Origin of the sequence: Rhizobium sp. HT1-10, assembly GCF_049472505.1 — a bacterium.
Taxonomy (GTDB): Bacteria; Pseudomonadota; Alphaproteobacteria; order Rhizobiales; family Rhizobiaceae; genus Rhizobium.
On sequence record NZ_JBCEBQ010000004.1, the window covers coordinates 106,257 to 130,211 of the forward strand.

Annotated in this window: 25 protein-coding genes; 10 read left to right on the forward strand and 15 right to left on the reverse strand. The window is 61.4% G+C overall.

Annotation, left to right across the window (positions count from 1 at the left end):
• Nucleotides 1-92 precede the first annotated feature (92 nt).
• From VH564_RS12105 to VH564_RS12125, 5 genes are all read left to right on the forward strand, one after another.
• Nucleotides 93-1,484, forward strand: coding sequence for a leucyl aminopeptidase family protein (locus VH564_RS12105; RefSeq protein WP_423340087.1), 1,392 nt, complete (start codon nt 93-95; stop codon nt 1,482-1,484).
• Between the two features lie 84 nt (nt 1,485-1,568).
• On the forward strand, nt 1,569-1,919 hold the full coding sequence (locus VH564_RS12110) for a MarR family transcriptional regulator (RefSeq protein ID WP_423340088.1): 351 nt from the start codon (nt 1,569-1,571) through the stop codon (nt 1,917-1,919).
• Nucleotides 1,920-1,930: 11 nt separating this feature from the next.
• Entirely contained in the window at nt 1,931-2,785 is an 855-nt protein-coding gene (locus VH564_RS12115; RefSeq protein WP_423340089.1) for an NlpC/P60 family protein, read from the forward strand.
• A 310-nt stretch (nt 2,786-3,095) separates the two neighbouring features.
• Complete coding sequence (locus VH564_RS12120) at nt 3,096-3,326, forward strand: hypothetical protein (protein WP_423340090.1); 231 nt, start codon at nt 3,096-3,098, stop codon at nt 3,324-3,326.
• Nucleotides 3,327-3,427: 101 nt separating this feature from the next.
• Nucleotides 3,428-3,730 carry a GCG_CRPN prefix-to-repeats domain-containing protein gene (locus tag VH564_RS12125; protein ID WP_423340091.1) on the forward strand — a complete coding sequence of 101 codons (303 nt, stop codon included), beginning with the start codon at nt 3,428-3,430 and terminating at the stop codon, nt 3,728-3,730.
• A gap of 35 nt (nt 3,731-3,765) precedes the next feature.
• On the opposite strand, the gene VH564_RS12130 is transcribed toward VH564_RS12125, so the two are convergent.
• From VH564_RS12130 to cyoA, 5 genes are all read right to left on the reverse strand, one after another.
• Entirely contained in the window at nt 3,766-4,527 is a 762-nt protein-coding gene (locus VH564_RS12130) for an SURF1 family protein (protein ID WP_423340092.1), read from the reverse strand.
• An 87-nt stretch (nt 4,528-4,614) separates the two neighbouring features.
• Nucleotides 4,615-5,055 carry a cytochrome o ubiquinol oxidase subunit IV gene (gene cyoD, locus VH564_RS12135; protein ID WP_423340093.1) on the reverse strand — a complete coding sequence of 147 codons (441 nt, stop codon included), beginning with the start codon at nt 5,053-5,055 and terminating at the stop codon, nt 4,615-4,617.
• A complete protein-coding gene (gene cyoC / locus VH564_RS12140) occupies nt 5,052-5,681 on the reverse strand; it encodes a cytochrome o ubiquinol oxidase subunit III (protein ID WP_423340094.1) in 630 nt (209 codons plus the stop codon). Before cyoC ends, cyoD begins: the two co-directional genes overlap by 4 nt.
• A 1-nt stretch (nt 5,682) precedes the next feature.
• The gene (gene cyoB / locus VH564_RS12145) at nt 5,683-7,689 is read right to left on the reverse strand and encodes a cytochrome o ubiquinol oxidase subunit I (RefSeq protein ID WP_423340095.1); all 2,007 of its coding nucleotides are present in this window, start codon (nt 7,687-7,689) and stop codon (nt 5,683-5,685) included.
• Nucleotides 7,690-7,739: 50 nt separating this feature from the next.
• A complete protein-coding gene (cyoA, locus tag VH564_RS12150; protein ID WP_423340096.1) occupies nt 7,740-8,813 on the reverse strand; it encodes a ubiquinol oxidase subunit II in 1,074 nt (357 codons plus the stop codon).
• Nucleotides 8,814-8,862: 49 nt separating this feature from the next.
• Between cyoA and VH564_RS12155 the strand changes: the two genes are divergently transcribed.
• Together VH564_RS12155 and VH564_RS12160 are read left to right on the forward strand one after the other, a co-directional pair.
• A complete protein-coding gene (locus tag VH564_RS12155) occupies nt 8,863-9,081 on the forward strand; it encodes a hypothetical protein (RefSeq protein ID WP_423340097.1) in 219 nt (72 codons plus the stop codon).
• Between the two features lie 112 nt (nt 9,082-9,193).
• Nucleotides 9,194-10,531, forward strand: a complete 1,338-nt coding sequence (locus VH564_RS12160) for an MFS transporter (protein ID WP_423340098.1) — start codon at nt 9,194-9,196, stop codon at nt 10,529-10,531.
• Between the two features lie 61 nt (nt 10,532-10,592).
• Here VH564_RS12160 and VH564_RS12165 read toward each other — a convergent pair whose 3' ends face one another.
• The 4 genes from VH564_RS12165 to VH564_RS12180 are packed head-to-tail and all read right to left on the reverse strand — an operon-like array spanning nt 10,593 to nt 14,197.
• Nucleotides 10,593-11,459: an efflux RND transporter periplasmic adaptor subunit gene (locus VH564_RS12165; RefSeq protein WP_423340099.1), complete on the reverse strand. Its 867-nt coding sequence runs from the start codon at nt 11,457-11,459 to the stop codon at nt 10,593-10,595.
• Nucleotides 11,456-11,665, reverse strand: a complete 210-nt coding sequence (locus VH564_RS12170) for a DUF1656 domain-containing protein (RefSeq protein WP_423340100.1) — start codon at nt 11,663-11,665, stop codon at nt 11,456-11,458. The genes VH564_RS12165 and VH564_RS12170 overlap by 4 nt, the downstream gene beginning before the upstream one ends.
• Nucleotides 11,662-13,740, reverse strand: coding sequence for an FUSC family protein (locus tag VH564_RS12175; protein WP_423340101.1), 2,079 nt, complete (start codon nt 13,738-13,740; stop codon nt 11,662-11,664). The genes VH564_RS12170 and VH564_RS12175 overlap by 4 nt, the downstream gene beginning before the upstream one ends.
• A complete protein-coding gene (locus VH564_RS12180) occupies nt 13,730-14,197 on the reverse strand; it encodes a MarR family winged helix-turn-helix transcriptional regulator (protein WP_423340102.1) in 468 nt (155 codons plus the stop codon). Before VH564_RS12180 ends, VH564_RS12175 begins: the two co-directional genes overlap by 11 nt.
• A 223-nt stretch (nt 14,198-14,420) precedes the next feature.
• On the opposite strand from VH564_RS12180, the gene VH564_RS12185 reads away from it, so the two are divergent.
• The 3 genes from VH564_RS12185 (at nt 14,421) to VH564_RS12195 (ending at nt 18,209) form a co-directional block, all read left to right on the forward strand.
• Nucleotides 14,421-15,440 carry an iron ABC transporter substrate-binding protein gene (locus VH564_RS12185; protein WP_423340103.1) on the forward strand — a complete coding sequence of 340 codons (1,020 nt, stop codon included), beginning with the start codon at nt 14,421-14,423 and terminating at the stop codon, nt 15,438-15,440.
• Nucleotides 15,441-15,582: 142 nt separating this feature from the next.
• Nucleotides 15,583-17,157, forward strand: a complete 1,575-nt coding sequence (locus tag VH564_RS12190; protein ID WP_423340104.1) for an ABC transporter permease — start codon at nt 15,583-15,585, stop codon at nt 17,155-17,157.
• Nucleotides 17,154-18,209, forward strand: coding sequence for an ABC transporter ATP-binding protein (locus VH564_RS12195; RefSeq protein WP_423340105.1), 1,056 nt, complete (start codon nt 17,154-17,156; stop codon nt 18,207-18,209). Before VH564_RS12190 ends, VH564_RS12195 begins: the two co-directional genes overlap by 4 nt.
• Nucleotides 18,210-18,229: 20 nt before the next feature.
• Here the strand turns inward: VH564_RS12195 and VH564_RS12200 are convergent, their stop codons facing one another.
• The 6 genes from VH564_RS12200 to VH564_RS12225 all read right to left on the reverse strand — a co-directional run bounded on the left by VH564_RS12200 (nt 18,230) and on the right by VH564_RS12225 (nt 23,944).
• The gene (locus tag VH564_RS12200) at nt 18,230-19,153 is read right to left on the reverse strand and encodes a nucleoside hydrolase (RefSeq protein ID WP_423340106.1); all 924 of its coding nucleotides are present in this window, start codon (nt 19,151-19,153) and stop codon (nt 18,230-18,232) included.
• 4 nt (nt 19,154-19,157) lie between these two features.
• Complete coding sequence (locus VH564_RS12205) at nt 19,158-20,186, reverse strand: ABC transporter ATP-binding protein (protein WP_423340107.1); 1,029 nt, start codon at nt 20,184-20,186, stop codon at nt 19,158-19,160.
• Nucleotides 20,179-20,955 (reverse strand): ABC transporter permease, encoded by a 777-nt coding sequence (locus VH564_RS12210; RefSeq protein WP_423340108.1) that lies wholly within the window; start codon nt 20,953-20,955, stop codon nt 20,179-20,181. Before VH564_RS12210 ends, VH564_RS12205 begins: the two co-directional genes overlap by 8 nt.
• Nucleotides 20,952-21,782, reverse strand: coding sequence for an ABC transporter permease (locus tag VH564_RS12215; RefSeq protein WP_423340109.1), 831 nt, complete (start codon nt 21,780-21,782; stop codon nt 20,952-20,954). The genes VH564_RS12210 and VH564_RS12215 overlap by 4 nt, the downstream gene beginning before the upstream one ends.
• A gap of 75 nt (nt 21,783-21,857) precedes the next feature.
• Nucleotides 21,858-22,877: a polyamine ABC transporter substrate-binding protein gene (locus tag VH564_RS12220; protein WP_423340110.1), complete on the reverse strand. Its 1,020-nt coding sequence runs from the start codon at nt 22,875-22,877 to the stop codon at nt 21,858-21,860.
• A gap of 23 nt (nt 22,878-22,900) precedes the next feature.
• Nucleotides 22,901-23,944 (reverse strand): LacI family DNA-binding transcriptional regulator, encoded by a 1,044-nt coding sequence (locus VH564_RS12225; RefSeq protein WP_423340111.1) that lies wholly within the window; start codon nt 23,942-23,944, stop codon nt 22,901-22,903.
• Between the last annotated feature and the right edge of the window lie 11 nt (nt 23,945-23,955).

The following is a 23,955-nucleotide window of genomic DNA, read 5'->3' on the forward strand; positions in this document are numbered from 1 at the left end:
GCGTGGCGCAATCTTCGCTCCAGCAATAATCTGTTAACCCTAACAGACCGTTAATTTGCCGAGCCAGGCGGATGCGACATCGAAGGATCATCATGAGCCCCTTTCAGTATATCGACAGACCGACACCTTTCAACACCAAGGGCGGTAAGACCCTGCCGATCTTCGCGGTGACGCCGGCGCACATCGAAACGGGCACCATCGATCCGCTCGCGCTCGATTGGGCGCGCAAGAGCGGCTACAAGGCCGATAGCGGTTCCGTGCTGCTCATCCCGGGCGAAGGGGGTGTCCTTGGTGGCGCCTTGTTCGGTCTCGGTGCCAATCCTTCCGAGCAGCCATACATCACGGGTCGCCTCGCCAGGTCACTGCCGGCAGGCGATTGGCACATTGAGACGGCCCCGCTCACGGCCCAGCGTCTTGGCATGGGTTTCGGTCTCGGCAGCTACCGGTTCGAGCGCTACAAGGCCGACAAAGGCGCCTTTCCGACACTGATGATTCCCCGCGACGCCGATGCCGCTGACATAAAGCGGCAGCTTGCGGGTGTCTTCCTTGCCCGCGACCTGATCAACACGCCGACCAACGACATGGGGCCGAACCAGATGGAGGCGGTCTTCCGCGCCCTGGCGGAGCACTACAAGGCCGAGTGCAGCGTGATTGCCGGCGATGACCTGCTGGCCCAGAACTTCCCTCTGGTCCACACTGTTGGTCGTGCCAGCGCCGATGCGCCGAGACTGCTGGAGATGCGCTGGGGCAAGAAGGGTCATCGTCGCATAACGCTGGTCGGCAAGGGCGTCTGCTTCGACACTGGCGGCCTCGACATCAAGCCGTCCGCTTCCATGCTGTTGATGAAGAAGGATATGGGCGGCGCAGCCAATATCATGGGACTGGCACTGATGATCATGGACGCCAAGCTCAAGGTCGACCTGCGCGTCATAATTCCTGTCGTCGAGAACTCGATTTCGGCCAATGCCTTCCGCCCGGGCGATATCTACAAGAGCCGCAAGGGCTTGACTGTGCAGATCGACAACACCGATGCCGAAGGCCGGTTGATCCTCGCCGATGCTCTGGCTTATGCCGACGAGGAAGCGCCCGATCTGATGATCGACATGGCGACCCTGACGGGCGCCGCACGCGTGGCACTCGGTCCTGATCTTCCACCGCTGTTCACCGACGACGAACATCTCGCCGACGATCTCACCGAAGCCAGCCTCGAGACCGACGATCCCCTGTGGCGGCTGCCGCTTTACATGGGTTACGACAAGGATATCCGCGCCAAGTTCGCCGATATCACCAATGCGCCGGCGGGCGGCATGGCGGGGGCGATCACCGCAGCGCTATTCCTCAAGCGCTTCGTGACCAATACCCGCAGCTGGGCGCATCTGGATATCTATGGCTGGGCGCCCGGCGAACGCGCCCACTCACCAGGCGGCGGCGAGGCACAAGCGATCCGCGCCCTCTATCACCACATACGCCGCACTGTGCGGTAATCCGTGGATCGCCAGACGGCCTCTTGAAAAGGCCGTGATCTCGCGGAAGAATGGAACGGTAGCGTAACGAACCCGGGGTACGTCTTGTCTTTCGAACTCACTGCCTCACAAGCGCTCGGCCTTTGGCATGGCGTGACCATGGAGCAGGTGCATCTCGACAAGCGTGACCTGACGCTGCGACAGATGGCGATACTGCTGCAGATCTATCTGGTCCCGCCGCCCCACACCGTGCGTGGCCTTGCCATGACGCTCGGGGTCACCAAACCGGTGATCACCCGTGCCCTCGATACGATGGGGGCGATGGGGCTGGTCGACCGGGTGCGCGATGGCAACGACCGCCGTAACGTCATCATCAAGCGAACCGTAACCGGTGCGCTTTACCTCGAAAAACTCGGCGACCTGGTTATCGACCAGGGACGCCGACTGACGCTCTGAAGGATGCCCAGATGACCCCCGATCGCCGCCTCCACGCCTATCGGCCGGATATTGCCGACGCAGCGCTCAAGGGAAGGGTAGAGTCGGAGCTGTTCGTTACAGGAACACCGGCACAGGTTGCGGTGCCGGTCATCGGACTGCGCCCGCAGCCGGATCTGGCAGTCGGCATCGATACAGAACTGCTGCTGGGCGAGGCGGTGACAATCTTCGAGCGCAGAGATGGCTGGTGCTGGGTCAAGGCTCTGTCGGACGGCTATGTCGGCTATTTGCCTGAAAAGACCCTCACGGAAGGGCAGGCGGAGCCAACCCACGTCGTCTGGACGCAACGCAGTCCGCTCTATCCCGTGCCGGAGCTTCGCAAGCCGCATGTCGCTGTGCTTTCCATGGGCAGCCGGGTGCGGGTGGTCGGGGAAGCGGAAGCGCGTGGCAACCATTACGTCGTGCTGGACGACGGCACCGCGCTCTATGCCAAGCATGTCCGACCGATCGGCGCCGAAGCACACGGCGATTACATCACAATAGCGGCGATGTTTCTCGAGACGCCCTATCTCTGGGGCGGGCGGTCCGGCCTCGGTATCGATTGCTCCGGTCTGGTGCAGCTGGCGATGGCCATGGTCGGCCGAGCGGCGCCGCGGGATGCCGACATGCAGGCGTCCTCGTTAGGTGATCCGATCGATCGGGCCGAGCTAAAACGCGGCGATCTGGTATTCTGGAAGGGGCATGTGGCGATCATGGAGGATGCGGAAACGATTATCCACGCCAATGGCCATACGATGACGGTTGCCCGGGAAAACTTTGCCGCTGCCGTCGAGCGCATCGGCTGGCTTTACGAGCAGCCGACGGGCTATCGGCGTCCTGTTCGCTGAACGGGTGTTTCATCTTCTACCAATATCAACGCCATCTTGCCACGCCCGGTTTGATGCCCTATCCTGCTTCCATAAGGAATGGTGAACGATATTGATCACGCCCTTGCTGGCGCGATCCAGGCGTTTGAAATATCCGCTCCGAAATGGAGCCATTCTCGACAACTTATGGGCTGACGCTGGCAAGTCGGCCGTCTTTCTAAAATAGACTTTACGGGACATGTGGTTCCAGTCCATCGGCGATGAATTGTCAGCCGGTGAGGCTGCGCCCATTGCCCGCCGCTCAAACTGAACCTAACCAAGGACACGCGGCATGCCAAAAACTGCTAAAGACACATTCTTTAAGACCGACAAGGCCGGCAAGCGTGACAAGGGCGCCGCCGATGCGCCTCCCTTCCGGGCGATCGCCAACGAGGAATCGGTTGCGCGCCTGCGCAAGACCGCCCGGCTCAAGGAACAGCGTCTGCTGAAGGAGGCGGAGGATGCCAAGCTGGCGCCGGTTGCCGCGCCCAAGAAGGCATCTAAAGCCGCCAGGGAGCTTTGAGTTCCTTCTCACCTCGACCTTTCGATGAACGGAGAGTTCAGTCCCGGTTCATGCCGCACGGCGCAATCTGTCCTGGATGAGTTCAACGAAAGGTCATCACAATGCGATATTCTTTGATAGCCGCCGCCGTCATATGGGGTGGGTTGGCAGCTTCGGCCGCGCAGGCGATGCCCATGGCTGCCCCGGCTGTTGCGGCCGAAAAGGCTACGGTTCTCCAGGTAGATTACGCCTGTGGTCGTGGCTGGCATGTAACGCCAGGCGGAGATTGCCGGCCGAACGGTTGGCGCCGCGGGCCGCCGCCACGTCGCGGATGGGATGCTCCTCCGCCCCGTTACCGCCACCATTGGAACGATGATCGTCGTGGACATGACGGCTGGCGCCGTCCGCCTCCGCCACGCTGGTAGTTGACAGCCGCCGTCGAGAGACGGCGGCTTTTTTGTTACTTCCCAGCCCGCTTCCGCTCGAGAAAAATGAGATAGGCGGTCATTCCGAGTGACATGATCGCCATGCCGAACCAGGTGATGGCATAGACCAGATGGCTGTTTGGAAAAACGATCTGGGTCAGGCCGCCGACCGGCAACCCTCCCGGATTCGGGGTGGCGTCCGCGTCGATGAAATAGGGTGCGACATCCGTCAGCCCGCGGGCCGAAGCAATTGCTGCGACATCGCGTGAATACCACCGCTCATCCGAGGGAACGTTCGAGCGAAGCAAGGTTCCTTTCGGCTCGTCGATACGCAGGAGCCCGGTGATGGTGACCGGCGTCGAGACTTCTCCCTCCGGTCGCGTGCTTGGCTTACGCTTGTCCGTCGGCACAAAGCCCCGGTTTATCAGCGTGATGGTCCCGTCCGGAGATCTTAGAGGCGTCAGAACCCAGAAGCCGGGCCCGAGGTTCGTCACAGCATAGACCTGCGTCTCTGCGTCGTTGAGAAGCGTGCCCGTCTTGCGCACATGGCGATATTCGTCGTCATTGGCGTTCACCGAAGCCCATGCCGAAGGACCAGGCGCTTCCTGTGGTTCTGCGTGGACGCGGGCATCCACTCTGGCGATCAGGTCCAGCTTCCAGTGCAGCCGTTTGACCTGCCAGACGCCAAGGCCAACGAAGACCGAGGTGACGAACAGCAGCGACAGGACCCAGACGAACAGGGTGAGACGGGATCGATGCGGCATGTTGGGGCCGGATATAGGTGATGAGGAAGTCATGGCGCGAAGCTCCATAGGAGGCGCGAACCGGCGAGCGAGCTGCTCGAGCCGGAGAGGCTGGGCGATCGGAGACCGCCCAGCGGTTGTTTACGGCATGTTTCGCATCATTTCCGGAGACATGGGCATCATGTTGGCGTTGAGGTTGTGCATGACCCAGAGCGATCCGCTGAGAGTGATGACGACGATCACGACCGTGAAGGTAAGGGCAAGAGCGTTCCACCCGCCTTCGGACTTGGTGTTCATGTGCAGAAAATAGACCATGTGGACGACGATCTGCACGGCGCCGAGCGCCATGACGATGCCGGCCGTGGTGACAGGGCTCTCGATAACCTTGCCCATGACCAGCCAGAACGGGATGACCGTCAGGATTACCGACAGGACGAAGCCGGTCATGTAGCTGTTGAAAGTGCCGTGGGCCGCTTCGTGCCCGCCGTGCCCATGACCGCCATGATCATGACCGCCATGATCATGCGAGGCGTGGCCGTGATCGTCGACCTTGGTGTCCGATGTGTGCGCGTTCGAGCTCATCCGAGAACTCCCATGAGATAGACGAAGGAGAAGACGCCGATCCAGACGACGTCGAGGAAATGCCAGAACATGCTGAGGCACATCAGGCGGCGCTTGTTCTCGTGGATCAGGCCGCGCTTGCCGACCTGGACCATGAGGGTGACCAGCCAGATGATACCGCAAGTCACGTGCAGGCCGTGGGTGCCGACCAGCGTGAAGAACGCCGACAGGAAGGCGCTACGCTGAGGGCCGGCGCCTTCGAGGATCAGGTGATAGAACTCGTTGAGTTCGAGAGCAACGAAGGCGACGCCGAACAGGCCGGTGATGCCGAGCCAGAGCAGGGTCGACCTGGTATTGTTCTTCTCCATGCTCAGCATGGCAAAGCCGTAGGTGATCGAGGAGAGCAACAGCATCGTCGTGTTGATCGCCACGGTCGACAGCTCGAACAGGTCGGCTGGCGACGGTCCGGCCGCATAGGAGCGACCGAGCACGCCATAGGTTGCGAACAGCACTGCGAAGATCAGGCAGTCGCTCATGATGTAGATCCAGAAGCCGAGCATCGTGCTCTCTTCCGGATGGTGCGCTTCCTTCAGATAGAAGGCCGCGGGTTCGTCGTTAGCGGTGGTATTCGCATGCGTCGCTGTCATTTTACTGTACCTGTTCCGCCAGAATTTTGGTCCGCGCATTTTCGGTGCGGATGACCTCTTCCACCGGAATGTAGAAGTCGCGGTTGTAGTTGAAGGTATGGACAATTGTCACGACGAGCATGGCCACGAAGCCGAGTGCCGCCATCCACCAGATATGCCAGACCATGCCGAAGCCGAAGATGATGCTGAGGATCCCGAGGATGACGCCGGTTCCGGTGCTCTTCGGCATATGGATCGGCAGGAAGCCATCGGTCGGACGGATATGGCCGCGGTTCTTCATGTCCCACCACGAGTCGTGGTCATAAACGATCGGTGTGAGGGCGAAGTTGTAGCTCGGCGGAGGCGACGATGTCGACCATTCGAGCGTGCGTCCACCCCAGGGATCGCCGGTAACATCGGCAAGCGCATGACGGTTCTTGATGCTGACGAAGATCTGCATCAGGAACGACGCGATACCGATGGCAATCAGGCCGGCACCGAAGGCTGCGATGACGAAGTAGATCTGCAGCGACGGATCTTCGAACTGGCTGAGGCGGCGGGTGACGCCCATCAGACCGAGGATATAGAGCGGCATGAAGGCGAAGTAGAAGCCAACCAGCCAGAACCAGAAGGACATCTTGCCCCAGAACGGATCGAGCTTGAAGCCGAAAGCCTTCGGGAACCAGTAGTTGATGCCCGCAAACGCACCGAACACGACGCCGCCGATGATGACGTTGTGGAAGTGGGCAATGAGGAACAGCGAGTTGTGGAGCACGAAGTCAGCCGGGGGAACGGCAAGCATCACGCCGGTCATACCACCGATGACGAAGGTCACCATGAAACCCATGGCCCACAGCATCGGCACCTCGAAGCGAATGCGCCCGCGATACATGGTGAAGAGCCAGTTGAAGATCTTCGCCCCCGTGGGGATCGATATGATCATCGTCGTGATCCCGAAGAACGAGTTCACGCTGGCGCCGGAGCCCATGGTGAAGAAGTGGTGCAGCCACACGAGGTAAGACAGGATGGTGATGACGACCGTAGCGTAGACCATCGAGGCATAGCCGAACAGGCGCTTGCTGGAGAAGGTCGACACCACTTCCGAGAAGACGCCGAAAGCCGGCAGAATGAGGATGTAGACTTCAGGGTGACCCCAGATCCAGATGAGGTTCACATACATCATCGGGTTGCCGCCGAGATCGTTGGTGAAGAAGTTCGTGCCGGCGTAGCGGTCGAGCGTCAGCAGCGCCAGGACGGCCGTCAGGACCGGAAAGGCGGCAACGATCAGAACGTTGGTGCAGAGTGCGGTCCAGGTGAAGATCGGCATCTTCATCATGGTCATGCCGGGAGCGCGCATCTTGACGATCGTGGCAATCAGGTTCACGCCCGATAGCAAGGTCCCGATCCCCGCGATCTGCAGGCCCCAGATATAATAGTCGACCCCAACATCGGGACTGTAGGCGCTTTCCGACAACGGAGGGTAAGCGAGCCAGCCGGTGCGGGCGAATTCGCCGATGAACAGCGAGATCATGATCAGCATGGAGCCGGCCGTCGTCATCCAGAAGCTGAAGTTGTTCAGGAACGGGAAGGAGACGTCGCGCGCGCCGATCTGCAGCGGCACCGCGAAGTTCATCAGGCCAGTGACCAGCGGCATCGCCACGAAGAAGATCATGATCACGCCGTGGGCGGTAAAGATCTGGTCGTAGTGGTGCGGCGGCAGATAGCCCTCATTGCCGTTGAACGCCATCGCCTGCTGCATGCGCATCAGAAGAGCGTCGGAGAAGCCACGCAGCAGCATGATGATCGCCAGCACCATGTACATGATGCCGATCTTCTTGTGGTCGATGCTGGTGAACCATTCGTTCCACAGGTAGCCCCACAGTCTGAAATAGGTGAGCAGGCCGAGCACCGCTCCGCCACCGATCGCCACCGCGATGAATGTCACGATGAGGATCGGCTCGTGGTACGGAATCGAATCGAGGGTCAAGCGACCGAAGATGAACTTCAAGAGGTCCGGGTTGGAGAACATGGATTGCCTCTGTCCTTATGAATGTCTTGTTCTGAATTGGCTCACGGAAATCAATTGCTCGGCGTGGCGGGGGCGTGCGAACCATGCCCCATGTCCATGCCCGGCATCGATGTGTCGCCGTGTTCCATCGTTGCAGGCGCAGCATCGTCAGCGGCGTCGCGGTTGTCGTGTATCAGCCGCGCGCGGTTTTCCTGGCTTTCCTTGCCTGCCCCGCCCTTGGCGTCGATATGCATCATCTCGCTCATGCACATCTTGCCGGGTACGGCGCACATGTTGAGGATTGAGTTGTAAAGCCCGTCGCCAACCGACGAGAAGTACTGGACCGGATCCTTGATGCTTGGCTTGGCCAGCGCGACATAGGCGTTGGTGTCGAGCACCTTGCCTTCGTTCTTGGCTTTCTCGACCCACTGGTCGAAACCAGCCTGGTCAAGGCCATGAAACTTGAAGCGCATATGCGAGAAGCCGGCGCCGCTGTAGTTTGCGGAAATGCCTTCGAACTCGCCCGGCTTGTTGATGACGGCATGGAGCTTCGTTTCCATCCCGGCCATGGCGTAGATCTGGCCGGCCAGCGCTGGGATGTAGAAGGAGTTCATGACGGTGCCGGACGTGATCTTGAAGTTGATCGGCGTGTTCACCGGCGCTGCGAGTTCGTTCACCGTGGCAATGCCCAGGTCGGGATAGAAGAACAGCCATTTCCAGTCGAGCGCCACGACTTCCACGGTCAAGGGCTTCACGTCCTTTGCCAGCGGCGTGGAGGAATCGATACGGTCGAGCGGACGGTAAGGGTCGAGCTTGTGGGTGCTGATCCATGTCACTGCGCCCAGCGCAATGATGATGACGAGCGGTGCCGACCAGATCATCACTTCGAGGCGCGTCGAGTGGTGCCATTCAGGATCGTATGGAGCATCCGTGTTCGACTGGCGATATTTCCAGGCGAAGAAGAACACCAGGAAGATCACCGGAATGATGATGAGAAGCATCAACACCGTTGAAACGACGATGAGGTCGCGCTGCTGGACGGCGATATCGCCGGACGGGCCCATCACCACCATGTTGCAGCCTGCAAGCAGGACAAGCAGGGAAAGGGCGGAAAAACGGCTTAGAATTTTTGATGCTCTGTACACGTCTGAAGCTCTTTTTGTTTCCACGCCACCGACCTAAAGGACAGAGGCCATGAACGATATGAGGTGTTTCGTCGCATCGCAGCAGGCATACTGCGTCGCGGCAGCGTCGTTACTGCACCTAACGGCAAAAGGCCGAGAAATCCAGAAGGATTCCTCATATGGCGGCGGTTTCTGGAGAGAGAATATACCCCGACTGCGACAAATCTCCATCGTCTGTTCCAAAGAAAAACTCAAGCAGGCCGGAATGCAGAAAATCGCATGGTTTTAAGGGCTCTTTTGCCAAATTAGCGGTTTCTGACTTGATAAGGGGTGAAACTAGGCGGACACTCTCTCAGGGCGAGTTCGTGGAGGAGCGCGCCCGGGGAGAGAGGAGTTTTAACATGGCAGGCATTACGCATGTCGCTGCAGAACCGGGCTCATCGGGACTGGAGCGTGACGCACGTCAGATAAATTCCGGCAAGCCGGTTGCCGCAGGCAATATCGCCATCGGCGTAATCATTGGGCGCACGTCCGAGTTTTTCGATTTCTTTATCTACGGCATCGCGTCGGTGCTGGTCTTTCCAAAGCTGTTTTTTCCGTTCGCCGATGCCCTACAGGGAACGTTGTATTCCTTCCTGATTTTCTCGCTTGCCTTCGTGGCTCGCCCGATCGGCTCTGTGATATTCATGACGATCGACCGCGCCTATGGCCGCGGCGTCAAGCTCACGATCGCCCTGTTCCTTTTGGGTGGATCGACTGTTTCGATCAGCTTTCTGTCCGGCTACGAGGAAATCGGCGTTCTGTCGATCTGGTTGCTCGCAGCATTTCGGATCGGGCAAGGCCTGGCGCTCGGCGGTGCATGGGACGGCCTCGCTTCCCTTCTGGCTCTCAATGCTCCGGCAAAACACCGTGGCTGGTATGCGATGATCCCGCAGTTAGGCGCGCCCATCGGCTTCATGATCGCAAGCGCCCTGTTTGCTTATTTTGTCGTTAGCCTGTCGAGCGAGGACTTCTTGTCCTGGGGCTGGCGCTTTCCGTTCTTCTGCGCCTTCGCCGTCAATGTCGTCGCGCTGTTTGCCAGGCTGCGTCTGGTGGCAACGCCGGAATTCGGATCGCTGCTTGAGCGTCACGAGCTTGAAGCTGTCAAGGTGACGGAGATGCTCAGCGTCCATGGCCGCGATGTCATCATCGGCGCCTTCGCGCCCCTGGCGAGTTTCGCGCTGTTTCACTTGATGACGGTCTTTCCGCTGGGTTGGGTCACCCTCTACAGTGAGCAGGCACCAGGCTCCTTCCTCATGGTCGAATTTCTCGGGGCAATCTTTGCGATCGTCGGTATCGTCTGTTCGGGTCTGATTGCCGATCGCATCGGTCGGCGGGGACAGCTTGCGGTCTGCGCCGTGCTGATCGCCATCTTCAGCTTCATCGCCCCGCACCTGCTCGACGGGGAACAGACTGGACGCTATGCCTTCGTCATCATCGGCTATTCGCTGCTCGGCCTGTCCTTCGGCCAGGCGGCTGGTGCCCTGGCCTCGCGCTTCGGCCAGACCTATCGCTACACCGGAGCGGCGATGACCTCCGACCTGTCCTGGCTGATTGGCGCCGGCTTCGCGCCCTTCGTGGCTCTCAGCCTCTCCAGCCAGTTCGGCATCGCCTTTGCTGGCTATTATCTTCTGTCGGGTGCCGTCTGCACGCTTGCGGCGCTGGCCTTCAGCCGCAGGCTCGAGACGCTCGACACTTGATCGTCTGAATAAAGCAAGGGAGACCGCAGCACGTCATGCGGTCTCTTTCACTTGCGGCAACTCAGTCCTTGATCGTTACGCTGGCCGTGCGTCCCGCGACCAACGCGGTTCCAGCCGGAACGTCGGATAGGGCGACGCGCACCGGCACCCGTTGGGCCAGGCGAACCCAGGTGAATGTCGGCGTCACGTTGGCAAGAAGACTGCTCGTGTCGCTGCGTTCGCGATCCTCGATACCGCCGGCGATGCCGACCACATGGCCCGTCAGTGCGTCCCTGGTCCCCATGAGATGCACCACCGCCGCGTCGCCGACCTTGATACGATCCAGCTTGTTTTCCTCGAAATAGCCGTCGATGTAGTAGGAGTCGGCGTCGATCAGCGCGGTTATCGCCGTGCCTGCGGTCACATAGTTCCCGGGCTGCAGCGAGAAGTTGGTAAGGATCCCGTTGACCGGCGCCTTCACGGTCGATCGGTCGATATTCAGCTGCGCCGTATCCCGGCTGACAATGGCCTCCTGCAATGTTGCCTCGCCTTGCGCAACCGTCGCCTGTGTCTGCTGGATCTTCTGCCGTGTGACCGAACCATCGCCGAGCCGCTGATACAGTTCGAGGTCGCTCTGAGCGCTCTGGAGCGCTGCCTTGGCGCTGGTGATCTGCGCCTCGGCCTGTCGGAGCGCGAGCGTGAACCGTGCCTGATCGATCCGGAAGATGACATCCCCCTTCTTGATGGTCTGGTTGTCCTTGACATCGACATCGGTCACGAAGCCCGAGACATCGGCGGCAACCCGGACGACATCGGCCCGCACCTTGCCGTCGCGCGTCCAGGGCGCGTTCATGTAGTAGTCCCAGAGATGCCATCCGAGGACACCGGCAATGACAACGACGACAGCAGTCAGCAGAAAGCGACCGGAAAATGCGAGAAGCGATTTCATAGAGGTATCCGATTGATGGTCAGCGCGATGGCGCCGAGCAGGCAAAAATACATGGCGGTATCAAAAAGCGGTCGATGCCAGACAAGGCGGTAGAAGCCAGCGGCCGCCAGCACCCGCCTGAGGATGGCGTTGATGAAGAAGGCAATGATCGCCAGCGCGCCGAGGGTGGGGATGTAGACCCCATAGATGTCCACTTCCGGCCTCATGCCGCCTTCTCCTCGTCTTCGACCTCGACGGAGCGGTTTTCGTTGGTAGCGAAAATCGGCGCGTCGGGGAAAAGGTTGTAGCGAAGCCCTGTCATGGCGCGCCGTGCGCCCGCTGCTTCGATCGAGATGTCGTCATTGCCAAGCGTCGCCAGAGAGCGATCAAGCGTCTTCAGCAAGGCGCCAGACGCTTCTGCCGTTGTGTCCCGCTTGCCCTGATAGTGTTCCGCCACCGATAGCAGCACGGCTTCCACGGCGGCACGGTCGCTGGCGGAGAGGGCGGGCTTGAAGCGCTGCAGGTCGACCGTATTCAGACCGCTGCGCAGATCCTTCAGCACATCGTTCGGCGTCACGGGAGCGCCGGCCGGAAAGGCGGCAAGCCTTGGGGCGGCAAGACCGAGCCGATCCATCATCCGATGCAGCAGGCCGGTGATGTCGCCGTCCTTCTGCCTGCGGGCGGCAGTTGCGATATCCACCCATCCCGCCTCCAAGATCCGCCGGGCGCTCCATTCCGCACCGAAGTTGCGCACCAGCGCCGTGGTCGCGCAGGCGATCGACAGGCCGACGAACAGCGCCGTATTGGTGTTGAGGAAGCTTTCCAGATCCAGGCTAAGGCGTCCCTGCAGCGACAGCATATTCGGCAGGTTGACGCCGACGCCGAGGCCGAGCAGCATTGTCTTCGGCTTGGCCATCAGGATGCCGGCGGGAATGAAAACGATGCCGAGCGCTGCCGCGAGTTCCCAGTAGCTGTGCAGCATCGGGAAGATGCCGAACTGCAGGACGAAGGACGCCACAAGCGCGACAAAGCTGGCCGTAATAAACCCTCGGATCGCCGGGGTCGGGTTATCCATGGCCGCGAACAGGCAGCAGACGACGCCGGCCATCATGGCTGCCGCACCTCCCTGAGGCCAGCCCGTGAGGATCCAGAAAGCCGCCGCGATGCAGGTGGAAAGCATGGCGACTAAGGCGGAATAGGCGGCTAGGCCATAGTCCCTGTGCATCGGTCGCGTGTCGAGCGAGGTGCCGAAGCGGGTCCATCGCAGCACATGCCGCGAGCCCGACGTAATGTCACCTTTCAGGTCGAGGCAGTCGCTCCAGATCTGTATGAGGTCCCGCAGGCGGGCGACGACATTCTGCACGAGCAATCGGTCCCATTGTGTCCGGCTCGGGGCGTCGGCTTCCGCTTCGTCCATCATCGCCAGGAAGACCTGACGCTGCGTCGGCGAGAGCGGCTGTCCGGCCTTCAGCCACTTCTCCACGGCGTCGACCAGTTCGGTAATCGCGGGCGTGTAGCCCGATGCTCGCGACAGGGCCGCCAGCACGTCGGCGAGGCCCGAGATGATCGGCAGGATGGCGACCATGCGGCGCTGGAGCACGCGCGCCAGGTCGACCATGTCCCTATGGCCCGAAGTGTCGTAGGCGACATGGGTGGTGAAGGCATGCAGATCAACGGCATCGGCGGAGAGGCGTCCGATCAGGGCTGCGTTGGCAGGCTCCTGATAGCGACCTCTGAGAGTTCCAAGTGCAAGCTCCGCGCCATCTTTCAGCCACGCATCGATGCGCGCGGCAAGCACCGGGCCTGCGTGGCGTGGCATCAGTACGCGGCTGACGACCGCAGCGCAGACGATGGCAACGGCGATCTCGACCACGCGCGCCGCTGCATAGGTGAAGGCGACATCGGGCGTCGAGACGATCGGGAAGCCGGTCAAGGCCGTGGTGTACCCGGCCAGCATGAAGACATAGCTGCGCGGCGTGCGATCCAGCAGTGCGACTGCAAGACAGACGCCCATCCAAAGTGCAATGGCAAGCGTCAGCAGCTCCGGTGCGTTGACGAGGTTTGGCAGGAGAATAACTGTCATCGTCCCGCCAATGGCGGTTCCGAGCAAGCGATAGGCAGCCTTCGACGTGCTGGCGCCCGACAAGGGGTGTGAGACGATGTAGACGGTCCCGACCGCCCAGTAAGGGTTCTGCAGGTCGAAGCAGAGCGCGATACCCAGCGCCAGCATGGCCGCAACAAACGTCTTCAGCGAAAACAGGACATCGCCGAATTCGGGAAAGCGACCGGTCTTACTCGCCATTGTCCTGAGCCCCTGTAAACGACGCTGCCTTTTCGGCTATGCCCCGCATCACATCGAGTGTCGCCAGCATTTGTTCCTCCGGCAGGTCGCCGAGCATGATTTCGCGCAGCTTGGCCGCGCAGTTTTCGCAGCGTTGAGCGACCTTCAGGCCGGCCGGCGTCATCTCCACCAGTTTGATGCGCCGATCGGAGCTATCGGGTACCCGGCAGATCAACCCGTCGCTCTCCAGCCCGTCGAGCACACGCACCAGCGTCGGCCCTTCGACCCCGACCCGCTCCGCCAGTACGCCTTGCGGAACCCGATCGCCCAGTCGCAACAGGGCGATCAGCGGGGCGGCAGTCGCGTCCGACAGATTGTGTTCGGCAAGCATGACATTCAAAGCGCGCCGCCACCCGCGTCCGCAGACGAGCAGAAGAGGGGCAAACTCGGCCCAGGATTTTTCCAAAGATGTGTTCATGCTTATCGATAGCATTCAATTGGTTCTGATGCAATCGATTATTAATCCCCAGCCAGTTGCTCGGCACGTGGGAAGCTCCTGTTCTCAAAGCCCCAGCCGGCCGAATGGGCCGATCTCAAAGATTCGTGATATCTTCTTTCAAGCGGAAACTTGAAATCTCTACTCATGTTAAATATAGGCCTTGGTCGACACCATCTGTCTGTTCATTCACCAAGAGGATGCCATGAAGTTTTCCCGTTCCTATTTTGCCGGCTTGACGCTCGCCTGCGGTACAGCGCTCAGTCTGCTGGCCGCGTCCGCCGCCCAGGCCCAGGATGAAGGCATCGTCGTTTACAATGCCCAGCATGAGACCCTGACACAGGCCTGGGCTGACGGCTTTACGAAGGAAACCGGCATCAAGGTGACGATCCGCAACGGCAGCGACATGCAGTTCGCCAATCAGATCATCGAGGAAGGCGAAGCCTCGCCCGCCGACGTGTTCCTGACCGAAAATTCCCCGGCCATGACCCTGGTCGACGCCGCCGGCCTTTTCGCGCCGATCAATGCCGACGCACTGGCGCAGGTACCCGACACGTTCAAGTCGGCGGATGGAAAGTGGACGGGCGTTGCCGCCAGAAGCACCGTCTTTGCCTATGACAAAACGAAGCTGAAGGACGCCGATCTACCGAAGTCGATGCTCGATCTTGCCGATCCGAAATGGAAAGGCCGCTGGGGCGCTTCCCCGGGTGGTGCCGATTTCCAGGCGATCGTCAGCGCCTTCCTGGAGCTGAAGGGCGAGGATGAAACGGCCAAATGGCTGAAGTCGATGAAGGACAACGCCACTGCCTACAAGGGCAACAGTGTTGCCATGAAGGCCGTCAATGCCGGTGAGATCGAAGGCGCCTTGATCTATCACTACTACTGGTTCGGCGATCAGGCCAAAACCGGCGAAAACAGCAAGAACGTTGCCCTCCACTACTTCAAGAACCAGGATCCGGGCGCCTTTGTCAGCATCTCCGGCGGCGGTATCCTGGCCTCAAGCCAGCATCAGAAGGATGCGCAGGCCTTTATCAAGTGGATCACCGGCAAGGGCGGCCAGACGGTGCTGCGCGACGGCAATTCGTTCGAGTATGCCGTTGGCAACGGCGCCGAGTCCAACCCGAAGCTGGTACCGCTCGCGGAGCTGCAGGCGCCAAAGATCGAGCCGTCGAAGCTGAACAGCAAGAAGGTCACCGATCTGATGACGGCCGCCGGCCTCATCTGATCCCTCTTGCGCAAGGCTTGCCGGCCCTGCTAGGGGCTTGAGATTAGCGTCATGCTTAAGATCGGCAATCGCCTTCGGGCGGTTGCCGTCCTGTATTCAGGAATGAGAGGCAGCCCTCTTGCTGCAGAAGAACAGTCAACCTGTGTCCGGAATCCCGGCCGCCGCGCTTCGTCTGACCCAGCCGGCCGCTTCCCGCGGCCGCATTCCGAACGCGTCCGTCATCGCCATTGCCAGTCTCGTCTCGCTGCTCAGCCTCGTGCCGCTCGGCTTCATCGTCTGGGTGACCGTCCGGACCGGCTGGGAAGAAGTCACAGCGCTGGTGTTTCGCAATCGCGTTGGCGAGCTACTGATCAATACCGTGCTGTTGGAAGTCTGCACGCTGCCGCTGTGCATCGTGGTGGCGGTCACCCTGGCCTGGCTGACCGAACGCACCGATATGTTCGGCGCCCGCATTTGGTCCTGGCTGTCAGCGGCACCGCTGGCGGTTCCGGCTTTCGTTCACAGCTATGCCTGGGTCAGCCTCGTTCCGAGCATGCATGGGTTGGCGAGCGGCGTGCTGGTTTCGGTGCTTGCCTATTATCCCTTCCTCTACCTTCCGGTCGCCGCCGCGCTGCGTCGTCTCGATCCGGCGATCGAAGACGCGGCAGCCTCGCTCGGCCTTGGCCCCTGGCGCGTGTTCTACAGGGCGGTGCTTCCGCAACTGCGGCTGGCGATCTGCGGTGGCTCGCTGCTCATCGGCCTGCATCTGCTGGCCGAGTACGGCCTGTTCATCATGATCCGCTTCGATACCTTCGCCACCGCCATCGTCGATCAGTTCCAATCGGCCTATAACAGCCCCGCCGCCAATATGCTGGGCGGCGTGCTGGTGCTCTGCTGTTTGTTGCTGCTGGGGCTGGATGCGCTGATCCGTGGCACCGAGCGCTATGCCCGGGTCGGCTCGGGCGCCGCGCGGCCGGCCGATCGTCGCCGTCTCGGCTGGATGGCGCTGCCATGCCTGCTCCTGCCAGCGATCGCCGCGGCGCTTTCACTCGGCGTTCCCTTCGTAACGCTGGCCCAATGGCTGGTCATCGGCGGAACCGGGATCTGGCGGATCGATTTGCTCGGCTCTTCCCTGGCGCAGACCATCCTTCTCGCGGTCGCGGGCGGTATCCTGGCGACCATTGCCGCAGCGCCCATGGCATGGCTGTCCGTGCGCGCCCCCGGCAAGCTGCAGCGGTTGCTGGAGGCCTGCCATTACTACGTCGGCTCGCTTCCGGGCGTGGTCGTCGCGCTGGCACTGGTATCGATCACCGTCAGGCTCGTCTTGCCGCTGTATCAGACTTTCGCCACGCTGCTGGTTGCCTATGTCCTGCTGTTCCTGCCGCGCGCCATGATCGGTCTTCGGGCGAGCATCGCGCAAGCGCCGGTCGAACTCGAGCGGGCAGCCATGGCGCTTGGCCGCACGCCCGGACAGGCGGTTCGCCAGATCACGATGCGGTTGGCCGCTCCTGGCGCTGCCGCAAGCGTGGCCCTGGTTGCGCTCGGCATCACCAATGAGCTGACCGCGACGCTGATGCTGTCGCCCAACGGCACGGTCACGCTAGCGACGAAATTCTGGTCGCTGACCAGCGAAATCGACTATGTTTCGGCCGCGCCCTACGCGCTGATGATGGTCGTGCTGTCGCTGCCGCTGACCATCCTCCTCCACATGCAATCCAAGCGAACGGCCGGGCAATGACTTTCCTGACGATCCAAGACATCAGCAAGCGCTACGGCCCGGTGCTGGCGCTCGACAGCATCGCTCTCAAGGTCGCCACCGGCAGCCGGACGGCCATCGTCGGCCCATCCGGATCCGGCAAGACGACCCTGCTGCGCATCATTGCCGGCTTCGAGCAGCCTGACAGCGGCCGCGTGGTGCTGCAGGGCGAGACGTTGGCCGACGGACCGGCTACCGTTCCCGCTCATCGCCGTGGGATCGGCATCGTCTCCCAGGACGGCGCGCTCTTCCCGCATCTCAGTGTCGCCGAAAACATCGGCTTCGGGATCGAACGCGGCGCGACCGACAGGGCCAAGCGGATCGGCGATCTCGTCGACATGGTCGAACTCGATCACGCCATGCTCGACCGGCGCCCGCACCAGCTGTCGGGCGGCCAGCAGCAACGCGTCGCGCTTGCCCGGGCGCTGGCGCGCAAGCCCCGGCTGATGCTGCTCGACGAACCCTTTTCCGCTCTCGATACGGGCTTGCGCGAAAACATGCGCAAGGCCGTCGCACGGGTGCTGCAGACGGCGGGGATAACCGCCATCCTGGTGACCCATGATCAGGCAGAGGCGCTGTCCTTCGCCGATCAGGTGGCTGTGCTGCGAAGCGGCAGGCTCGTCCAGGCGGGCCCACCGCAGACGCTCTACCTGCATCCCGTCGACCGCGAGACGGCGACCTTTCTCGGCGATGCGCTTTTGCTGCCGGCCCATCTCGACAACGGCTTTGCCGACTGCGTCCTCGGTCGGCTTGCAACGGACAGCGCCGGAAAGAGCGGTCCCGTCGACATCATGCTTCGTCCGGAACAGCTGCAGCTCTCCACCGCTGCGGACATGGACGACGGTGGGCGTTGTTTCGGAACGGTCGACGATATCGAATTCGGCGGCGCCCTATGCACCGTCACGTTGCGGCTGGCCGAGCGAAACGGCGGCTCCACATTGACGGTAAAATGCTCGGGCATCGGACTGCCGACGATCGGCAGCACCGTCGAGGTGAGCGTAAGAGGCAGTGCCCACGTCTTCGCCCGGGCGTAACGCGAAACGGACGGGCTTGGTCAGCGGCTTGCTTCTTTTGACAAGGCACCAAGAATAGCTGCACGGGCCATGTCGGCATCGATCTCGGCGGCATAATGCGCGTTGAAGACGGCATGGGATGGGCGCGTTTCCACGATGGTTCGACCCCTCGTGTATCGCCCCTCCAGTTCCACGTCGATGCGGGCGCGCTGGAATACCGCGATGTCAGGCGCGACGAAGATAGCGGCGGCCGTCGGATCGTAGAGCGCCATGCCGGACCGTCCCCGGCTTGTGCCGATCGCCACATATCCGGCCAGAAGGTCGGCCAGCAAGCCGGCATGCCGACCATCGTTCAAGCGCACGCTTTCAACATCTTCCATCGTGGCGCGGACCTTTCGGCAGATGTCCAGATCCACCATGCGCAGTGGCAATCCGTGGGCAAGCACGATGGCCAGCGCCTCCGGGTCGGCGAAAGCGTTGAATTCGGCGGAGGCGTTATGGTTGCCCGACGTGACGCCGCCGCCCATCCAGGTCAACTCGCTTATCTTCGCAGCGAGATCGGGCCGGGCCAGTGTCACGGCCGCTATGTTGGTCAGTGGTCCGAGCGCCAGGATACGGTGGGGCTCTTCGGCTGTCTCCAGCCATGCGCACATTGCGGCGAAGGCATCGCTGTGCGCGAGTGGCGGCGCTGCCGGCAAGATCCGGCCGATGCTGCGAATGCCGCTATCGCCGAGAATTACCTGCGCCGTTTCCAGCCGGCAAAGCACCGGCATGGCGCGCCCGCTATGGATCGGAAAGTCCCAGCTGAACGCGGCAGCGGCACTGGCAGCAGTGGCGCGGACGCGATCGAGCGGGGCGTTGCCCATGACAAGCGAGACCCCGTCGATCGTCATCCCCGAATGCGCGACCACGAGAATGGCAGCGATATCGTCGAAGCCCATGTCGGTATCGATCCAGACGCCCATGATCCTATTCAAACCTCTTCAGGACAGAAGCTGCCGCGACGGGCAGATCGAATGCGAGTTCGGAACCGATCGTGTAGATGGCCACTGCCGCATCGACCTCCGCCTTGATGGGGCCGAGCGCTGTATCCAGCAGATAGTCGCGTGTGTTGCCGCCGAAGGCCGTGCTGCGCACGGTGCCTCGAAACGGTCCCGCACCCAGGATCACCGCTCTGGGCCGCCATGCAAGGCCTGCTGCTTCGCGGGGCACCGCCTCTGTCGGCGTTACCTCTTGATGCGGGGTTATCAGCCTATTGCCGTGTGTCTCGAAAACATTCTCGAAGCCGACGAAGCGCGCAACGAAGGCCGAGACCGGCCGATTGTAGATCTCGTCCGGCGGGCCGATCTGCTCGATGCGGCCGTTCCGCATGACGACGATACGGTCGGCCAACGCCAGTGCCTCGACCTGATCATGGGTGACGAAGATCATCGTGACGCCGCTTTCCCTCTGGACCCGCTGAAGCTCCGCACGCATGTCGAGTCTGAGCCGGGCATCGAGGTTGGAGAGCGGCTCGTCGAGCAGCAGCACCTTCGGTTCCATCACCATCGAGCGCACCATCGCGACGCGTTGCTGCTGCCCCCCGGAAAGTGCGCCGGGCTTGCGATCGGAAAAACCACCAAGTCCTACGGATTCCAGGCCGGCTTTTACGCGCGCATCGAGATCGTTTCCCCGGAGGCCCTTCAATCTGAGACCAAAGGCAACGTTGTCAAAGACGGAAAGATGCGGAAACAGGGCGTATGACTGGAAGACAAGCCCGATCGCACGTCTGTTCGGTGAAGCGCGGGTGATATCGATGCCATCAAGGATGATCCTGCCGGAGGTCGGCGCCAGCAGCCCGGCGATCGCCCGCATCGTCGTGGTCTTGCCGCATCCGGACGGTCCGAGCAGCGCAACAAGCTCGCCGCGTCCAACCGTGAGGTCGAGATCCGCGACGGCAACGGTCTTGCCATAGGCAAGCGTCAGCTTTTCGAGCGCGAGATAGGACGCGTCAGACATATCGGGAAAATCCTAGGAAGCGTTCCGCCAGGAAAACGATCCCGACGGAAAGGAAGGCGAGCAACGCCGAAAGCGCTGCGACCGAGGGGTCGTAGGTCGTTTCCATGTATCCCAGCATATTGATCGGCAACGTCTGGATACCCGGTCCGGATAGAAACAGCGATACGGGAACCTGATTGAAGCTGGTGACAAAACCGAGGATGAAAGCCGCGAGGAGCCCGCCGCGAATGTTGGGAACCACAACCCTGAAAAAGGCGCCGAGCCGGGATGAGCCGAGAAGCACCGCTGCTTCCTCGATATCCGAGCGCAGGTTGTCAAGGCTCGCCGACACGACGCGCACGGCGTAGGGAAGCACCAGCGCCGTATGGGCGAAGAACAGCGCCAGCGTGATGCTGAAGCCGAAGGGAACGACGAGATAGCGCAGGATCGATAGCCCGACGATGATACCGGGGACGACGATCGGCGCCGACAGGATCGCTCGGATGGCTTCCTTGAAGGGCAGCGGGTAGCGCGACAAGGCATAGGCCGCCGGTACCCCGAGCATCAGGGCGAGCGCTGTTCCGCCCACCGCAAGCAGCATGGAGATCGCGAAGCTGGCGCGGAAGCTGTCGATGGTGAAGACCTTCGCCATCCACTGTAACGACAGGCCGTGCGGCGGGAAGGCCAGCGTTTCGCCGGCCGAAAGCGACGCCGCCACGATGACGAAGAACGGGCCGATCAAAAAGACCAGCACGAGAGAAAGCACGACGGGCGACAGCAGCCTGTTCATATCCTGCTCCGCGCCGTCGCAAGGTGTTTCAGAACCAGATTGGCGCCGAAGCTCATGACGATGAGAATGAAGGCAATAACGCTGGCGGCAACGAAGTCGTTGGAAACGGCAACCCTCTGGTAAAGCAGCGTCTCTAGCATCAACACTTTCGAGCCGCCCAGGATGGCGGGGGTGATGTAGGCGGTGAGGGAGCCTGTGAAGACAAGCGCCCCGCCGAGCACCAGGCCCTCGCGGGTGAGCGGCAGCACTATCTTCCAGAAAACCTGCAGCCAATTGGCGCCGAGCACTCTGGCCGCCGCCACCGCGTCCTTTGGTAAATTCTCGAGCGCGCTGATCAGCGGCAGGATCATCAGCGGTAGGAACAACTGCAGCAGGCCGAGGAAGACAGCCGTTTCGCTGAAGAGCAGGTGGAGCGGACTGTCGATGAGATGCAACGCCATCAGCGCTTCATTGACAAACCCGGTCCGTCCAAGAATGACGATCCAGGCATAGGTGCGCGCCACAGGCGAGATCATCAGCGGAAGAACGACAAGACCGATCATCCGCCCCTTGCCCTTGGGCGGCAGGTGGACGATGGCTAGGGCCGCAGCATAGCCGATCACGACGGCCGTTGCCGTCACCTCGAGACCGAGCCGCAGGGTGCGCAGGAAGACGGTGCGGTTGAGGGTTTCTGAAAAGAATGCCGTGTAGGCGCCGATCGACCAGTCCCCAGCGGGGTCGTGAAACCCTTCCGAGAGCAGCATGATCACCGGTACCAGGAACACGACCGCTGCAAACAGGGCCGCCGGGATTGCCAGTGTCAGCGCCTCGGACCTGTTGTGGAACATGCAATTGCTTCCTGCGGCCAGTGATGCGCGCGGTATCTTCGGCTTGGAACTCAGACATCCACGACGCAGGCCGGTCTATTGGCCGACCGCCTCGTTCCACTCTTTAACCCAGCCATCGCGCTGATCAAGTATGGCAGCCGAAGGAATGAGTTTGAGGCTCCGGGCGGTCGCCTCGCCATAGGTCAGGTTGTTGGCGATGTCGGGCGCGACCTTGACGTCCTTGTTGGCGGGACTGTCGACCAGCTTCTGCGCCAGCGCCGTCTGGACGTCGGTCGAGATCCAGAAATTCATGAATTCCTGCGCCAGATCCTGGTTCTGCGAACCCTTTGTCAGCACCATGACGTTCATGCCGCCCGTCTGGCCTTCTCTTGGCGTCGCCCAGGCGACGGGAACGTCGAGTTTAGTGAAGGCTCCCCAGGAAAAGCGGCCGATTGGCGCTGCCCAGATTTCTTCCTGTTGCATCAATTGCACCAGCTGCGAAGATTTCTCGTAAAAAGTGACAATGTCGTCCTTGTTTTGGCCGATCGCCGCAATCGGCGCCTTCAGATCCGGCGCAGTCTCCCCCATCGCCTGGCCCAGCATCTGCAGTGCCGGCGGTCCCTGGTTGGTGGTGATATTTGGAAAGGCGATATGTCCGACATATTCGGGCTTCAGAAGATCCGCCCAGGATTCGATTTTCATCTTGTCGGGCCGATAGACGATGGAGGTAGCGTAAAAGGTGTAGCCGACGCTCATCCCGTCGCCGTTCGGGTCCTTGGCCAAGTCGTAGAGTTTTTCGATATTGGGCAACTTGACGGGATCGATCTTGGCGAGCAGCCCGTCCCGGGACGCGCGCAGGGCATCCGCCATCGAGACCACGGCCATGTCGACGACCGGATGGGCCTTGTTTGTCTCCATTCTCGCCAGCCGCTCGACGCTGTTGCCGGTTTCCACCACCAGCTTGCAGCCGCATCTGGCTTCGAACGGATCGTAAACCAGCCTCTTGTAGTCATCTTGCGCATAGGCATAGACGGATATGGTGAGCGTCTTGTTTGCTGCCTCCGCAGTCAGCGGCAAGATGCAGGCAAGCCAGATCGCGGTCGCAAGCAGTTTCATCGCATGTGTCTCCGTCCGCCTGCTCACGCCTCCCCGGGAGGGCCGGAGGACTGGCGCGCGATAAGCTGCATCGGCACCCTCGAGAGCGAGGCGGTGACGACGCGGTGGGCGGGTGGCACATCGTCTGCCAATACTGCTTTCGGGACGTTCTGTTCTATGGTTTCCACCAACGCGTTGATGGCGATCTCGGCGATGGTCTTCATGTCCATCCGCATCGTGGTGATACCGGGTCTTACCACCGATGACCAGATGAGATCGTCGAAGCCGGTGACGCTGACCTTGTCCGGCACGCCGATGCCTGCCTGCTGCAATTCGGTGAGGGCCCGCAAGGCGGGCAGGTCGGAAACCGCTGCGAAGGCCGTAAAGCCCTGTCCTGCTTTTTCGGCGAGCCCGAGCAGGCAGCCGGCTCCATTCTGGGCCTCGATGGTCTCGACCCACAGGACTTCCGCCCTGGCATCTTTGGAAAGCGCCGACTTGATTCCGCCGATCCGGTCGTTCTGCACGTTGGAAGCCGGGTTGTTGCCCAGCACGAGGATCTTGCGGTGTCCGAGGTCGATGAGATGCCGGGCAATCTGTGCGCCCGCATGCCAATGATCGGCAGACACGGTATTTCCGGGCGTTGACGGCGTATCGATTACCGCGACAGGGCAGCCGATGTCAGCAACCCGCGTCCCGCGCCGTGGCACGATGACCATGCCATCGACACCGCGTTCGAGGAGCCTGCCGATGGCTTCAGTCTGCTGTGCGATGCTGCCACGCGAATCGGCGATCAATGTTCCATAGCCGGCGACCGACGCGGCATATTCGATCGCCTGGGCAATTTGCGGAAAAAGAGGGTTGGCAATGTCGGGAAGAACCAGTCCCAGGACCGAGCTCCGGCCCGTCCGCAGCGCACGTCCGGCCTGGCTCGGCACGTAACCAAGGGCCGTGGCCGTTGCCCTGATTCTCTCGCCCAATTCGGCGGAGACGCGGCCCTTGCCGGAAAGTGCATTGGAGACACTGGCCACAGAAACGCCAAGTGATGCTGCAATGCGACTGAGGTTAGGTCCGGAACGGTGGGGTGCCATACAGGGTCAAA

Bases quoted from the DNA above. Each gene is read 5' to 3' on its own strand.
- VH564_RS12125 (WP_423340091.1), top strand. From the start codon at position 3,428: ATGCGATATTCTTTGATAGCCGCCGCCGTCATATGGGGTGGGTTGGCA.
- VH564_RS12130 (WP_423340092.1), bottom strand. From the start codon at position 4,527: ATGACTTCCTCATCACCTATATCCGGCCCCAACATGCCGCATCGATCC.
- VH564_RS12225 (WP_423340111.1), bottom strand. From the start codon at position 23,944: ATGGCACCCCACCGTTCCGGACCTAACCTCAGTCGCATTGCAGCATCA.
- cyoD (WP_423340093.1), bottom strand. From the start codon at position 5,055: ATGAGCTCGAACGCGCACACATCGGACACCAAGGTCGACGATCACGGC.
- VH564_RS12165 (WP_423340099.1), bottom strand. From the start codon at position 11,459: ATGAAATCGCTTCTCGCATTTTCCGGTCGCTTTCTGCTGACTGCTGTC.
- VH564_RS12105 (WP_423340087.1), top strand. From the start codon at position 93: ATGAGCCCCTTTCAGTATATCGACAGACCGACACCTTTCAACACCAAG.
- VH564_RS12160 (WP_423340098.1), top strand. From the start codon at position 9,194: ATGGCAGGCATTACGCATGTCGCTGCAGAACCGGGCTCATCGGGACTG.
- VH564_RS12120 (WP_423340090.1), top strand. From the start codon at position 3,096: ATGCCAAAAACTGCTAAAGACACATTCTTTAAGACCGACAAGGCCGGC.
- VH564_RS12115 (WP_423340089.1), top strand. From the start codon at position 1,931: ATGACCCCCGATCGCCGCCTCCACGCCTATCGGCCGGATATTGCCGAC.
- cyoB (WP_423340095.1), bottom strand. From the start codon at position 7,689: ATGTTCTCCAACCCGGACCTCTTGAAGTTCATCTTCGGTCGCTTGACC.
- VH564_RS12205 (WP_423340107.1), bottom strand. From the start codon at position 20,186: ATGTCTGACGCGTCCTATCTCGCGCTCGAAAAGCTGACGCTTGCCTAT.
- VH564_RS12195 (WP_423340105.1), top strand. From the start codon at position 17,154: ATGACTTTCCTGACGATCCAAGACATCAGCAAGCGCTACGGCCCGGTG.
- VH564_RS12155 (WP_423340097.1), top strand. From the start codon at position 8,863: ATGAACGATATGAGGTGTTTCGTCGCATCGCAGCAGGCATACTGCGTC.
- VH564_RS12210 (WP_423340108.1), bottom strand. From the start codon at position 20,955: ATGAACAGGCTGCTGTCGCCCGTCGTGCTTTCTCTCGTGCTGGTCTTT.
- VH564_RS12180 (WP_423340102.1), bottom strand. From the start codon at position 14,197: ATGAACACATCTTTGGAAAAATCCTGGGCCGAGTTTGCCCCTCTTCTG.
- VH564_RS12220 (WP_423340110.1), bottom strand. From the start codon at position 22,877: ATGAAACTGCTTGCGACCGCGATCTGGCTTGCCTGCATCTTGCCGCTG.
- VH564_RS12170 (WP_423340100.1), bottom strand. From the start codon at position 11,665: ATGAGGCCGGAAGTGGACATCTATGGGGTCTACATCCCCACCCTCGGC.
- VH564_RS12200 (WP_423340106.1), bottom strand. From the start codon at position 19,153: ATGGGCGTCTGGATCGATACCGACATGGGCTTCGACGATATCGCTGCC.
- cyoC (WP_423340094.1), bottom strand. From the start codon at position 5,681: ATGACAGCGACGCATGCGAATACCACCGCTAACGACGAACCCGCGGCC.
- VH564_RS12185 (WP_423340103.1), top strand. From the start codon at position 14,421: ATGAAGTTTTCCCGTTCCTATTTTGCCGGCTTGACGCTCGCCTGCGGT.
- VH564_RS12175 (WP_423340101.1), bottom strand. From the start codon at position 13,740: ATGGCGAGTAAGACCGGTCGCTTTCCCGAATTCGGCGATGTCCTGTTT.
- VH564_RS12215 (WP_423340109.1), bottom strand. From the start codon at position 21,782: ATGTTCCACAACAGGTCCGAGGCGCTGACACTGGCAATCCCGGCGGCC.